The sequence below is a fragment of the Mariprofundus aestuarium genome (assembly GCF_002795805.1).
Classification (GTDB): Bacteria; Pseudomonadota; Zetaproteobacteria; order Mariprofundales; family Mariprofundaceae; genus Mariprofundus; species Mariprofundus aestuarium.
This window is the reverse complement of sequence record NZ_CP018799.1, coordinates 255,818-269,319: the sequence shown is the minus strand read 5'-3', so window position 1 is coordinate 269,319 and position 13,502 is coordinate 255,818. Positions and strand designations below refer to the sequence as shown.

14 protein-coding genes and 1 riboswitch are annotated in these 13,502 nt (G+C 56.2%); all 14 genes read left to right on the top strand.

Annotated elements, in window-relative coordinates:
* The first annotated feature begins 15 nt into the window (after positions 1 to 15).
* A complete protein-coding gene (locus Ga0123461_RS01385; RefSeq protein ID WP_232710270.1) occupies positions 16 to 1,929 on the top strand; it encodes an SEL1-like repeat protein in 1,914 nt (637 codons plus the stop codon).
* A gap of 48 nt (positions 1,930 to 1,977) precedes the next feature.
* A riboswitch (cobalamin riboswitch) is annotated at positions 1,978 to 2,196 on the top strand.
* Positions 2,197 to 2,353: 157 nt separating this feature from the next.
* Positions 2,354 to 4,219, top strand: coding sequence for a TonB-dependent receptor domain-containing protein (locus Ga0123461_RS01380; protein ID WP_198507088.1), 1,866 nt, complete (start codon positions 2,354 to 2,356; stop codon positions 4,217 to 4,219).
* Positions 4,220 to 4,461: 242 nt separating this feature from the next.
* The gene (locus Ga0123461_RS01375; RefSeq protein ID WP_157819191.1) at positions 4,462 to 4,839 is read left to right on the top strand and encodes a TonB family protein; all 378 of its coding nucleotides are present in this window, start codon (positions 4,462 to 4,464) and stop codon (positions 4,837 to 4,839) included.
* On the top strand, positions 4,836 to 5,642 hold the full coding sequence (locus Ga0123461_RS01370; RefSeq protein ID WP_100276707.1) for a cobalamin-binding protein: 807 nt from the start codon (positions 4,836 to 4,838) through the stop codon (positions 5,640 to 5,642). Before Ga0123461_RS01375 ends, Ga0123461_RS01370 begins: the two co-directional genes overlap by 4 nt.
* Entirely contained in the window at positions 5,639 to 7,072 is a 1,434-nt protein-coding gene (locus tag Ga0123461_RS01365; protein ID WP_100276706.1) for a cobyric acid synthase, read from the top strand. Before Ga0123461_RS01370 ends, Ga0123461_RS01365 begins: the two co-directional genes overlap by 4 nt.
* Positions 7,063 to 7,575 carry a bifunctional adenosylcobinamide kinase/adenosylcobinamide-phosphate guanylyltransferase gene (gene cobU, locus Ga0123461_RS01360; RefSeq protein ID WP_100276705.1) on the top strand — a complete coding sequence of 171 codons (513 nt, stop codon included), beginning with the start codon at positions 7,063 to 7,065 and terminating at the stop codon, positions 7,573 to 7,575. Before Ga0123461_RS01365 ends, cobU begins: the two co-directional genes overlap by 10 nt.
* 37 nt (positions 7,576 to 7,612) lie before the next feature.
* On the top strand, positions 7,613 to 8,641 hold the full coding sequence (gene cobT / locus Ga0123461_RS01355; protein WP_100276704.1) for a nicotinate-nucleotide--dimethylbenzimidazole phosphoribosyltransferase: 1,029 nt from the start codon (positions 7,613 to 7,615) through the stop codon (positions 8,639 to 8,641).
* Complete coding sequence (locus tag Ga0123461_RS01350; protein WP_100276703.1) at positions 8,634 to 9,245, top strand: histidine phosphatase family protein; 612 nt, start codon at positions 8,634 to 8,636, stop codon at positions 9,243 to 9,245. Before cobT ends, Ga0123461_RS01350 begins: the two co-directional genes overlap by 8 nt.
* Positions 9,246 to 9,974, top strand: a complete 729-nt coding sequence (cobS, locus tag Ga0123461_RS01345; RefSeq protein ID WP_100276702.1) for an adenosylcobinamide-GDP ribazoletransferase — start codon at positions 9,246 to 9,248, stop codon at positions 9,972 to 9,974. It begins immediately after the preceding gene.
* 1 nt (position 9,975) lies between these two features.
* Positions 9,976 to 10,905: a FecCD family ABC transporter permease gene (locus Ga0123461_RS01340; protein WP_100276701.1), complete on the top strand. Its 930-nt coding sequence runs from the start codon at positions 9,976 to 9,978 to the stop codon at positions 10,903 to 10,905.
* Positions 10,906 to 11,634 carry an ABC transporter ATP-binding protein gene (locus Ga0123461_RS01335; protein ID WP_100276700.1) on the top strand — a complete coding sequence of 243 codons (729 nt, stop codon included), beginning with the start codon at positions 10,906 to 10,908 and terminating at the stop codon, positions 11,632 to 11,634.
* 1 nt (position 11,635) lies between these two features.
* The gene (cobO, locus tag Ga0123461_RS01330) at positions 11,636 to 12,172 is read left to right on the top strand and encodes a cob(I)yrinic acid a,c-diamide adenosyltransferase (RefSeq protein ID WP_100276699.1); all 537 of its coding nucleotides are present in this window, start codon (positions 11,636 to 11,638) and stop codon (positions 12,170 to 12,172) included.
* Complete coding sequence (locus tag Ga0123461_RS01325) at positions 12,172 to 12,756, top strand: sirohydrochlorin chelatase (RefSeq protein WP_100276698.1); 585 nt, start codon at positions 12,172 to 12,174, stop codon at positions 12,754 to 12,756. The genes cobO and Ga0123461_RS01325 overlap by 1 nt, the downstream gene beginning before the upstream one ends.
* A complete protein-coding gene (cobA, locus tag Ga0123461_RS01320; protein ID WP_100276697.1) occupies positions 12,753 to 13,499 on the top strand; it encodes a uroporphyrinogen-III C-methyltransferase in 747 nt (248 codons plus the stop codon). The genes Ga0123461_RS01325 and cobA overlap by 4 nt, the downstream gene beginning before the upstream one ends.
* Positions 13,500 to 13,502 lie beyond the last annotated feature (3 nt).

Genomic DNA, 13,502 nt, shown 5'->3' with positions numbered 1-13,502 from the left:
CCGCAGGAAGCTTTCTTGATTGAGAAGCTGAGAATCCCTCTGTTTGTCCTCGCCGTTGCGCTGACGGCAGGCCTCGTCTACCTGCTGCTGCTCAACAGTGGCGACTACGACGCCCCCAATGCCGATGGCCTGTTCCACGGCACGGCTGCCTACCAGAAGGGTGACTATAATGAGGCTGCGCAGTGGTTCATGCAGGCTGCCAAGCGGGGCGACAAAGAGGCTCAATACCGCTATGCCATGCTCTATCGCGATGGCAAGGGGGTAGATCGTGATGATGCGCAAGCGGTGCGCTGGCTGAAGGTCGCAGCAGCCCAGAAACATGCCGATTCCCAGTACGAACTGGCCAAGCTGTTTGACAGTGGCCGTGGCATGGATCAGCCAGACCCAGCATCGGCGATTCACCTGCTCCGGCAAGCGGCTGAGGCAGGGCACGGGGCCGCACAGTTGCGGCTTGCTGTTCATTATGCCGAAGGGCGCGGCACCCCGAAAGATGAGGGGCGAGCACTGCATTGGGCCGTTATGGCCACCAAATCGAAGAACAGGGAGGCGGAACCTTATCTCCAGCAACTGCTCAATCGGGTAACAGCAAAAGCTGTAGAGGGTGATGCCAAAGCACAGTTTGTGCTGGCTATGATGTTCAGCAAGGGAGAAGGCATTCATGCCGATCTCAAGTCCAGTGAAAACTGGCTGCGCCAGAGTGCGGAACAGGGTAACAGCGATGCACAGTATCATCTGGCTGTTTTCCTGGTCGATAAACAGAATGGCAGTCAATTCAAGGAGGCGGCCAGCTGGTATCTGGCCGCAGCCAGGCAGGGGCACCTCAAGGCTGCGACGGCATTCGGGATAATGTCCGCATCCGGGGTTGGGGTCACTGCAGATCCGCAACAGGCGTTATTGTGGTTGAACAAGGCGGCAGAAGCAGGCAATGCGAAAGCCCAAACAGCCCTTGGCATTGTCTACAGCGAAACCCCTGGATTTGACCATAACTACAGTGAGGCTGTCTCATGGTTGCAAAAAGCAGCAGCAAGCGCCCAAACCGATGCGCAGAACAATCTGGCTGTCATGTATGCACTGGGAAAAGGGATCGATAAAGACCTCAAACAGGCTTACACCCTCTTTCAACAAGCCGCTAAAAAGGATGCCAAAGCGCAGTACAACCTCGGAGTCATGTCTCTTCGCGGCATCCATGTCACCCAGAATGAAGCAGGGGCCGTCTCATGGTTCAAAAAAGCAGAAAGCGGTGGCAACAGCAATGCTAGCCCGACACTGGCGCTGCTCTATCATCTCGGGCGAGGGGTGAGCTACAATGAAACCCTTGCGACACATCGGTATCAGGAGGCCGCCGGCAATGGCGATCTGAACGCTGCCTTTAATCTCGCCATCCTCTACTACAACAGCAGTAATTTTGCCAAGGCATTCAGAAACTTTCTCCAGGCAGCTAATGGTGGGGATGCACAGGCCTGCAACATTGTCGCCTCTATGTACCAGCGCGGACAGGGCGTGACCTATAACATAGAACAGGCAGTTCAGTGGTATCGAAAAGCTGCCGAAGCTGGATATGCACCAGCCCAATTCAACCTGGGCAACCTCTACCGCAAGGGTGAAGGTTTAGATCAGCTCGATAAGCTGGCGGCCCAGTGGTACCTGAAAGCTGCTGAATCAGGTTATGCACAGGCTCAAAACTCCATTGCCTATATGTATGCACTCGGTCGTGGTGTTTCAGAAGACCGTGAGAAAGCACGCACCTGGTTTAAAGCTGCTTCCTCTCAGGGGCTGGAGATTGCAAAGCAAAATCTGCCCCTGCTGGAGAAGAAACAGAGTGCCTTCATACTGGCCAGCCACGCGATTGATATGGATGTGCGTGCACCCCTTCTGTTTGAAAAACCTCTGGATCTTTCTAGGCACCTCGACGTCTACAGAACCCCCTGAACATTACCTCATACAACCCGCAGATAGACTAGCTGTCCGCCTGTGGATAAAGTCCGTCCTGTTTTAGGTGCCCAAATGGTCATTTGACCATGGGTGAAACGGGAAGTCCGGTGCGATATTTGATTGCAAACAGTCATCAATCAATTCCGGCGCAGCCCCCGCTACTGTAGGCCTGACAACGCTGTTTCGAACCCACTGGGAAACCGGGAAGGAGAGCAGCCGCGAATGAAGGCAAGCCAGGAGACCGGCCTGAAGCACGACATGTCACCCCACGTGGAGACTGTCATCGGTTTGAGGCCTCGGAGGGAGGTGTTGCCGGAACTGACGGCGCCACAACTGCCCCTCTGATCCGCACTCACCTTCTTTCGATACTAACAACCGCCAAAACTTAATAATGCGCGGCGGGCGCGAAAGGAAGAGCGACATGGCTATTCAGCCCTCAAAAAGACGAAAACCAATAACCACATCCATGCTGCTTATGGCGGCAGGGTTATTTGTCACCACGCCACTTCAGGCCGAAGAAGCGTTGCCGACAGTGGTCGTTACAGCTGGCAGAATCGCTGAAGATCCAGCCCGGATCTCAGCCGATGTCACGCTTATCGACGAAGAAGAGATTAAAAAATCACAGGTTACGAGCGTTGCCGAACTACTGCGCCGTCAGGTGGGCATCAATACCTCATCGACAGGCGGGCCTGGCAAGTCGACCTCACTTTATATGCGCGGTGGCAACAGCGGCCATGTGCTTGTACTCATTGATGGAATAAGGGTCGGCGCAGCCTCAACCGGAGCCTTCGACTGGGCGCTGATGTCAGCGGAGGATATTGAACGCATTGAAATTGTACGTGGCCCACAGTCCTCTCTCTACGGTGCTGATGCCATGAGCGGCGTAATTCAGATTTTCACCAAAACGGGCGAAGGAAAAGCTAAGGTCCGGATCAATGGCGAGGCCGGTGGCCTGGCCTCATCTCGGGGTAGCATGCAGGTCTCCGGATCAACTGAAGATGGTATCAGTTATGCGTTAACAGCAGCAGGTCAGCGCACAGCAGGTGTTTCGGTAGCTGCCAACGGAACAGAGAGAGATCCATTCCGTCAGACGCAACTTTCCGGCCGTATTGAAATGGAGATTGGCGATGGGACGCTCGCATTTACGGGGCGTCAGTCTGAGGGAACAACCGGCCTTGATGGTGGCTGGGTACTTGCTGACACTCTCAACTGGAATGCCTCCTCCCGACAGTCGGCTTACAGTGCGAAACTAAGCTATCCGGTGATGGATAACTGGGAGAGCAGCCTTCAGTTATCCCGCTCAGCCGATGATATGAGCAGCAATGACCCGGCCAACGCTGCCAACAACTCCGATATCCATACCACGATCAATCAGCTGAACTGGCAGAACAGTGTCGAACTGGCCGATTTCTCCCTGCTCTTCGGATTCGATCATCATGCTGATCGTGTCGTTAATCAGCTTGCGCCACTGAACAAGGTGTTGCGACAGAGCGCCGGCTTCGCATCCCTCTCATGGCATGGAGAGATGATCGACCTGAACGGATCGGTGCGCCATGACCGCAACAGCGGCCTAACAAACTCCGCCAACAAATCTACATGGCATACAGGCGGTGTGCTGCGACCAGTCGAAGGGCTGAAACTATCCGCCAATTACGGTACAGGTTTTAAGGCCCCCTCGATCAACGATCTCTATTGGCCTGGAGCAGGCAATGCGAACCTGAAGCCGGAGACAAGCAAGGGGTGGGATGCAGGCATCGCATACGAACGAAGTGGTGAGGCGGTTACATATGCCTTCTCGGCAACCTGGTTCGACCAGTCCTTCAGCGACCTGATTGCTTGGGCACCGATTACACCCGGCTCATGGACATGGATCCCGTCTAATGTAAACAAGGCTCGCAGCCGCGGCCTTGAACTCTCCGGTAAACTGAGCTTTTCCGGAGCCTATCTGCAAGCCAACTGGGGCTACCTTCTGGCGCGCGACACTGGTAATGAAACCTGGCTTGCCCGTCGCCCTAAAGAGCATGGGAACATTCTGATTGGCATTGATGTCGGCCCGCTAAATCTGGAAGGTAATCTCGCCATCGTTGGCCCGCGCTTCTCAAGCCCGAACAACAGCGCTTATCTGGCCAGCTACCGCAAAACAGACCTGCGAGCCCGCTATAAGATCAACCCTGCATGGGAGTTAACCGCCCGTGTCGATAACATTGAAAACAAGAAGTATGAAGAGGCGGCAGGTTACGGCGTGCCGGGCCGCGCCTGGTATGCGGGCGCCGGAGCCAGCTTCTGATCAACTGGCATAAATCAGGCCGGCTGGTAGCTGCTTTCGTAGCTGCCACTGGCCTGCATTTGCTTGCCTTTCAACTCTGGCCGCACAACAACACACTGCAATTGCATAGCAGCACGGGTGCCCCGCTACAGATTGAACTGGTCAAAAAAGATGCAGAACAGCCAGCTGCTCCTGCCACACAAGTGGCACAAGCCACCCCGCCGGTTAAAACTGAAGTTCGGCAAAGACCGGAGAGATCGGTGGTGAAAACAGTTAAAAAACAAGAACCTATCCAAAACAATACTGCTGAAGCTTCTCTCTCTGACAGCGAGCTGCCGCAAGAGCAGGCAAGCGTTGCCTATACGCCAACCTCGACCAACCCCGGCGCCATGCCTGCCAATGTAGAGCAGATGATTCTGACGCAAATCAGTTACCCCCGTCAGGCGCGCCGTAAAGGATGGGAGGGTAAGGCCACCTTCCATCTTGATGTCCGTGAACAGAAGCTGGCACATCTGGATATCTTCCACTCATCCGGCTACAAACTGCTTGATCGCGCTGCAATGCGCGGCATCCGTGCTATTGACCACCTGCCGCTGGCCAACGGTCTCTACCGCCTGCCTGTTGAGTTCAGGCTGCAATGAAGCGCCTTCTAGTCGCCCTGCTCATGGCAGCCCTGTTTCCCGCAACAGTAGCTGCCACCGCCCAACGTGTTCTGGCGCTGACACCGCACGCCTGTGAAATGCTCTATGCCATCAATGCTGGGGCCCAGATCGTCGGTGGAGTCTCCTTCTGTGACTACCCGGCTGAGGCAAACAACCTGCCCCGTATCGGCAGTTATGAGCGCATTAATGTTGAGGCGGCACTACGCCTGAAGCCCGACCTTGTTGTAGCAATGAGCCGTAATGTGGTCGGTGTGGAGATGCTGGAGAAGATGGGGGTAGCAATCGTCACCTCTAATCCGACAAGCTTCGAAACCATGTTCGATGACGTACTTAAACTCGGAAGCCTGACAGGCCATTCAGTAGAAGCGACTGAACTGGTTCAAAACCTGCGTGAGCGGCTGCAGAAAATACGCTCCCTTTCCCGCTCCGAAGTACCTGTCTTTTATGAGGTGTGGCATGACCCGATGCTTACTGCCGGCGGTCCCAGCTTCATCACCGATCTTATCCATGAGGCGGGCGGCAGAAATGTCTTTGCCGATATCAATGTCGAAACGCCGCATGTAAATGTTGAGTCGGTGATCCGGGCTAAGCCTGAACTGATTGTCGTTCCTCTTGAGGAACGCAATATCTCTGATCGTCGGACTTTCTGGGAAGGGTGGCTGGGCAGGGGCAAGGTTCGCTTTGCAGCCATCAATCCCGACATCCTTCATCGCCCCGGTCCTCGCCTGCTTGATGGGCTGGAACTGTTACAAAAAACACTTTCCACCGGGGATAACCCATGAAAGCACTAATGATCCAGGGCACCGCATCCGGTGTCGGTAAATCGGTACTGGTCGCAGGCCTCTGTCGTCTGCTGGCCAGAAGCGGCGTCTCCGTCGCCCCGTTCAAACCACAGAATATGAGCAACAATGCCGCCGTCACTATTGATGGTGGCGAGATCGGTCGCGCTCAGGCACTGCAGGCACTTGCTTGCGGCATTGAACCGACCGTTCACATGAATCCTGTGCTGATCAAGCCGGAGGCTGATGAGAAAGCGCAACTGGTTGTGCGCGGCAAGGTGGTTGGAGAGCTGCATGCAAAGCATTTCCGTGAAGACCGCATTGGCTGGATGCAGATGGTACTGGACTCCTTTTCCCAACTGAAATCGCAATACGATGTGGTGATTGTTGAAGGCGCGGGTTCTCCTGCCGAACCCAACCTGCGTGAGGGGGATATCGCAAACATGGGGTTCGCCGAGGCTGCCGATGTGCCGGTCTGGCTGGTGGGCGACATTGATTGCGGCGGCGTATTTGCTGCACTCACAGGCTCTCTAGATATTCTTTCCGCCTCCGAGAATGCACGAGTAAAAGCTCTGCTGATCAACCGCTTTCGCGGCAACCTGAAGCTACTCGATGATGCCCTGGTCTGGCTGGAGGACAGAACAGGGCGCCCTGTTGCCGGTGTGGTCCCATATTTACCGCTTGAACTACCTGAAGAGGACAGCCCCTTCCGCCACATCACCGACAAGTCGCATAACAGCACTCAGCTCAATATCGCCGTCATCGCCTATCCGCGCATCTCCAACCATGACGATATTGATCCACTGGCATCAGAGGCTGGTGTGAATCTGCGCTTTGTCCGATCCCCTGATGAGTTGCCCCCCTCCGACCTGATCATTCTTCCCGGCTCCAAACATGTGGCCTCCGACCTGGCGTGGTTACATGCTAGGGGTTTTGTACCCGCATTGGAAAAACACCTGCGTTATGGTGGCAAACTTCTCGGTATCTGCGGCGGCATGCAGATACTCGGCATTTATATTGAAGATGCCGGAATTGAGGGCGGCAGTGCAAAGGGGTTAGGATGGCTGCCACTTTCAACAACCATGCGGCCTGAAAAAACGTTGCGGCAGGTGGACCGACCATCGGCCTGCTTTCATGAAACGCGCGTCACCGGCTATGAAATTCATAACGGTGAATCCGATGCTGACGAAACACTCTTCCCGTTTGCAGCAAAATCTGAAGATGGGCTGATTTGGGGAAGTTATGTACACGGACTATTTGAGCAGGGAGGCTTTCGCAAAGCATGGTTAGCTGAGATCGGTTTTTCTGCCAGTGATGGTAGAAATCAGCGAGAGCGAACACTCGCTTCGCTCGACCTGCTGGCTGATGCTCTGGAACAGGCCATCGACCCGGCACTTCTGGAGCCGCTGTTAAGGAGGAGATCATGCCAATAACACTTATTCTGGGTGGTGCCCGCAGTGGCAAAAGCCGCCATGCCGAAGAGCTCGCAACATCCCTCAGCGATCACCCGATCTACGTCGCCACCGCCCCGCTTATCGACAACGATCACGAGTGGCTGGCCCGTATCGAACGTCACCGCGAAGAGCGCGACACACACTGGCAGGTGATTGAGGAGGAACTCGCGCTTACCAGCGTGCTAAAAGCGCAGGATGGCCCGCAGAGCGTCGTGCTGATCGACTGCCTCACCCTTTGGCTATCCAACCTGATATTTGCAGGCAGGGAGATCGAAGATGAGGTGGAACTGCTCTGCGAGCTGCTCCCGATGCTTGTCGGTGAGGTGATCCTCGTTGCCAATGAAGTGGGCATGGGGCTGGTTCCAGAAAACCCAGAGGGGCGCGCCTTCCGTGATGCACAGGGGCGGCTCAACCAACGCCTTGCAGCAACAGCTGATCGCGTCGAGTTTATTGCGGCAGGCCTTCCGATCTGCTTGAAATAATCGTGACTGAAAAACAACGGACTGAAAGGGGAAAAGCGTGGCTGTAGTTGCCGTGAATACCGAAATCGAAAAAGAGGCGCGAGCCCATCAGGATAACCTGACCAAGCCGCGTGGTGCACTGGGACGGCTTGAGGATATCGCCTGCTGGTTCGCCTCCCGGCAGGGCAAGCTGCTTCCCGACCCGTTGCTACCCCATATCGCTGTATTTGCCGGTGATCACGGTGTTTGCGAAGAGGGTATCTCAGCTTATCCATCTGTCGTGACCGGTGAAATGGTGAAGAATTTCGCTCGCGGAGGTGCAGCCATCAACGTGCTGGCGCGCCAGTGTGGAGCAACGCTCGCCATTATCGATGTTGGTGTTATGTCCGACCTCTCAGGGTTTGAGGGCATCACCCATAAAAAGTTCGGCTCCGGCACGGCCAACCTGCTGCGTGAGGCTGCGATGCCCCAAAATCAATGCGCCGCCGCTATTGAGGCGGGCAGATCAGAGGCGAAAGCCGCCATTGCGGCTGGCGCCAACCTGCTGATTGCCGGCGATATGGGCATCGGTAACACCACCGCATCGGCCTCTATTATCTGCAGATTAACCGGAACAACACCCGAAGCCGTGGTCGGTTTTGGCACAGGTGTCGACGAAAATGGGCGCAGCCTGAAGGTGGATGTAGTCAGACGTGCGCTGGAGCGCATCTCTGGAAAAGCAGACGAACTTGTCCTGCAGGAGGTCGGAGGACTGGAAATCGCAGCCATGGCCGGCTTCTATCTGCAGGCAGCTGAGTCCGGCATTCCAATAGTGATCGATGGATTTATCGCATCAGCTGCCGCCCTTGCCGCTAGGGTCATCGAGCCACAGGTCACCAACTGGATGCTGGCCAGCCACATCTCGCATGAGAATGGGCATGCGCTGGCGCTGGAGGCCTTGGGACTATCCCCGCTGATCAATTTTGAGATGCGCCTTGGTGAAGGCTCGGGTGCAGCGCTTGTTGTACCACTGCTGCAATCGGCGATCGCCCTGCACAGTCAGATGGCGACCTTCGCAAGCGCCGGGGTGACTGATAAAGATGGCTGAAGCGGCCATCATCGATCTGCTGCGCCACGGCGAGGTAGAAGGCGCTGTATCAGTTGCTCGCGGCTGTCGCACCGATGTGCCACTGACAGAGAGTGGCTGGTCACAAATGGATGCCGTTGCTCAATCCCTGCATCTAGAAGGATCACTAACAGCCATCGCCACATCACCGGTATCCCGCTGCGCCCTTTTTGCAGGGCAGTTCAGCACCCAGGCGGGCCTCCCGCTTACGGTTCTGGAGCAGATGCGCGAAATCGACTTCGGCCACTGGGAGGGCAAACAGGCCCATGAAATCCAGGAGCAGGAGCTATTGACCCGTTTTATGGAGAATCCCGATGGGGTGCAGCTTCCCGGTGGCGAATCTTTCAATATGTTTGCCCGGCGAATTATTGAAGAGTGGGAATCATGGATTCATGGCGCATCGGGTGAACACCGACTGCTGATCAGCCACGGGCTGGTCAAGCGGGTCCTGCTCTCGCACCTGCTGGCCATCCCTCTCTCGCATATCTGGCGTCTCGCTCTTCCCTATGGCGCATGGAGCAGGGTTTCTCTCATGCAGGGTGAACAGCCCCGGCTTCTATTTCTCAACCGCGAGGTTAAACCCTAAATGCCACGCGGCCTGATTCTCGCCTTCGGCTTCCTGACCCGCCTGCCGATGCCACAGCTTGCCGGCTTCAAAGAGGAGGAGCTCTCCTCCTCCGCGCTCTGGTTTCCACTGGTCGGGCTCTCTATCGGCCTGCTGCTCCTGCTCGCTGTCTGGCTCGGCTTGAGTTCCAGCCCATGGCTGGCAGCCCTGCTGGTTGTATTGCTCTGGACTGGCATTACCGGCGCCCTGCATCTAGATGGTGCGGCTGATCTGGCTGATGCTTTGGGTGCCGCCCACCGTGAGCCTGAACGACTCCTTGATGTGATGAAGGATCCGCACACCGGCACATTCGGTGTAGTTGCCATCGTCGCCATTCTTCTCACCAAGCTGGTTGCAGTGGCGTGGATCGTAGAATCGCCCCAGATCGAGCTATGGGCACTGCTGCTGATTCCCGCTTGGGCGCGGCTGGGTGCGATATTCTGGTCGCAGACACTTGATGCGATTGCGCCGGGCAGTGGCGAGCGTTTCAAATGGGATGTCCCAGAGCATGCCCTATGGGGCTGGGGGCTACTGCTGTTTCTGATGACGTGGGCTGCCGCCTCTTTACTGTTTGGAGTCGTAGCACTTTCTGCACTGCTGTTATGGCGGGAATACCTGAAGTGCCGGCTTGGCGGCATGACCGGCGACTGCCTCGGTGCCGGCATCGAATATTGTGAGTGCCTGATGCTGCTCGCGCTTGGTTTGCTCTAACATGCTACGCTGGCTTGCCCTTTTCATCGCAGTCGCGGCCTGTCTGCTGCTCGGCATGGCTACCGGGGAGCAGTGGATCAATCCGTTTTCCGCCAGTGATACGCTGGAGCAGACCATTCTCTGGGAGCTGCGTTTTCCGCGCCTGCTCACCGCCTTTGCCGTCGGTGGCCTGCTGGCGCTGGCCGGCGCCTGGTTTCAGGTGTTATTGGGCAATCCGCTGGCTGAGCCTTATGTTCTGGGGGTCGCTGGCTCTGCCTCTGCCGGTGCTGTCACCGGCCTAATGTTCATACCTGAGTCAGCATGGGTGATGAGCGCAGGTGCATTTATTGGTGCCTGGATCGGTATTGTGGCCGTGATGTTCTTCTCCCACCTGGGGCCAAACCGTATGCTGCTGGCCGGTGTGGTACTGGCGGCATTCTGGTCTGCCGTGCTCGCCCTGCTGTTGGCGCTTTTGCCAGAGCAGGGACTGTTCCGTGCCTTCTCGTGGATGATGGGGGATCTCTCCCACTCCGACCTTCCTGTTCCCCTGCTGTTGCTGGCATGGATTATTGCGCTGGGCTGCGGCCTGCTCCTTTCAAAATCACTGGACAGACTGCTGCTCGGTGAACGTCATGCAGAAGCTCTTGGTGTGGATGTCAAACGACTGCGCCAACGTCTGCTGCTGCTGGCGTCGGCCGTGACTGCGCTGGCCGTCACTGCTGCCGGAACCATCGGTTTCGTGGGCCTTGTGATTCCGCATCTGATGCGCCTGCTGTTCGGCTCGCTGCACAGGGCGGTACTGCCGGCCTCCGCCATCGGTGGCGGCCTGCTGCTGGTACTGGCCGATTCCGCTGCCCGTACGGTAATCGCCCCGGCCGAACTGCCGGTCGGCATCCTCACGGCCATTATCGGCGTACCGGTATTCCTCTTCCTGCTGCTGAGGCGCAACTAAATGCGCGACCTGATGAATCTCTCTGGCCTGAAGGTAGAGCGTGGCGGCCACACCTTGCTCTCAGGGCTATCTTGCCGCTTCAATGCCGGTGAGGTGGTCGTCGTGCTCGGCCCCAACGGCGCAGGTAAATCAAGCCTACTGCTGGCCATGGCAGGCCTTATTCCTGCAACCGGGGCCATGACTCTCTCAGACCGGCCACTGTCGGACTATGGTCGCAGCGAACTCTGCCAGCAGATTGCCTGGCAGGGGGATCTTCCACCCACTGAGTTCGGGCTCACCGTCAGGCAACGCCTTGAGCTTGCCGCAGGTGAAGATACTGAGCCCCTTGAGTCCACGGCTGCCGCCATGGATATCGCGCCGCTGTTGCAAAGACCTTTGGGGGAACTCTCCAGCGGAGAACGCCAGCGTACGGAACTGGCAGCGCTGATGCTGCGTAATACGCCGATATGGCTGCTTGATGAACCGACCGCACATCTCGACCTCAAACATCAGATTCACTGCATCCATATGCTCAAGACACAAAGAGAGTGTGGCCGCGCTATTATCACGGTGCTGCACGACCTGCAGCAGGCGATGGCCATTGCCGATTCCCTGATTCTGATTGATGGCAAAGGTGGTGCTGAATATGGTGAGGCGAAACAGCTTTTTGCAAGTGAACGATTAACGAAACTATTTGATGCACCAGTCATCACACAGGGGACGGTTCTGGTTCCTGACTATGGAGAGTGAAATGAAATCACGCGATAAACGACAGGGCATTGTGCTGGTGCATACCGGTGATGGCAAAGGCAAAAGCTCGTCGGCTTTCGGCGTGGCCTTTCGTGCTGCTGGCTGGGGCTTGAAGGTGTGCGTTATCCAGTTCATCAAGGGGAAATGGAAAACAGGCGAAGAGCGGGCTGCAAAACAGTTCGATAATATTGAGTGGCATGCGCTCGGCGACGGTTTCACCTGGGACACCAAAAATCCTGAGCAGGATATCAAAACCAGCCGCGAGATCTGGGAGCTGTGCAAAGAGAAGGTACAAAGCGAAGAGTTCGATCTGGTTCTGTTTGATGAGATTAACTACTGCTCCGGTTACGGCTGGATCTCCGGAGAGGAGATCGCCAAATTCATCCGTGATGAAAAACCGAAGTGGATGCACATGATCCTGACTGGTCGCAATGCTGCGCCTGAAGTGATTGAGGTTGCCGATACCGTGACCGAGATGAAGATGATCAAACACGCCTATCAGTCCGATATCCCCGCCACGCAGGGGATTGAGTTCTGATGAAAGTGATTCTGGCGCATGGATCGCCTGACTCCACCCATGCGAAAGAGGTTGAAAAAGTAGCTGCGGCGGTTTCGAAACGGCTCGGAGAGGCGGTCGCTGCGGCATTTCTTTCCGATAATCAGTTGCCGCGCAATGCAGATGTTGTGCCGCTATTCCTTGGTGCAGGAGTCCACCTTACCAAGGATACGCCGAGACTGGCAGAAAATTCTGACTGCACACTGTTGCCCTCACTGGGAAGCCATACAGAAGGGATCGTCACCCTTGTCAGTACATCACAGGCTGACAAAACCATCTTCCTTCTCTACCAGCCTGACGGCTTCGAGAGGCTGCAAGCGGCTTTGCAACCCTGTGGCCAAATTGCATTCCTGCATGGCGAGCCATCATTGAGTGCAGTTCTTCAGCAGATGCATGAGATCAGTGTAACCGTACAGCCGCTACTGCTGTTTCCCGGGCGTAGCCTTGCTAGAGTCCGCGCCATGGTCGCCAACTCTTCCACCCCCAATGCTCGGATTGCCCCAGTGCTATGTGAACTCGATGGCTTTGCCGAACTGGTTGCCAACTGCTTTCGGGGGAACTCATGAGACTTGATTTGCCGTTAAGAAGTGGCGAGGTCGCACTGGTTGGTGCAGGGCCAGGAGATGTCAGCCTGCTGACACTTGCTGCTGCAAAACTGATCGGCGATTGTGATGCCATTGTTTACGATGCGCTGGTCTCCGATGAGGTGCTGAATATGGCGGCCGTCGGTACCGCGCTGATTCTGGCGGGCAAACGTGGCGGCAGACCTTCAGCCAGCCAGGATGATATCTGCGATAGACTGATCGAACTGGCAAACGAGGGAAAACGGGTGGTACGCCTGAAAGGCGGTGATCCGTTTGTTTTTGGTCGTGGCGGTGAGGAGATGCGTGCACTGGCTGCTGCCTCTATTCGTTTTCGGGTGATTCCCGGCATCACAGCAGGTGTAGCCGCCCCTGCCATGGCGGGTATTCCGGTTACTGACCGCTCAGTCAATGCAACACTCGCTTTTCTCACCGGCCATGAAGCAAGCGCCAAGAGCCGCATGGACTGGAAGTCGCTGGTGGAAGCGTTTCCTGTACTCGTCTTCTACATGGGCGCAAAAAATCTGCCCCAGATTGCAGTGCGCCTGCTTGAAGCCGGTCTTGCAGAAAGCACACCACTTGCCATCATTTACGCCGCTACGCTGGATGAGGAGAACACGACTATCGCCACCCTGAAAGAGGCGGCCAATGGAACTGTCACTGCCCGCTCGCCGTCGATTGTGATCATTGGTGACGTGGTAAACGAAAGAATATGCTGGAAGGATTGAACC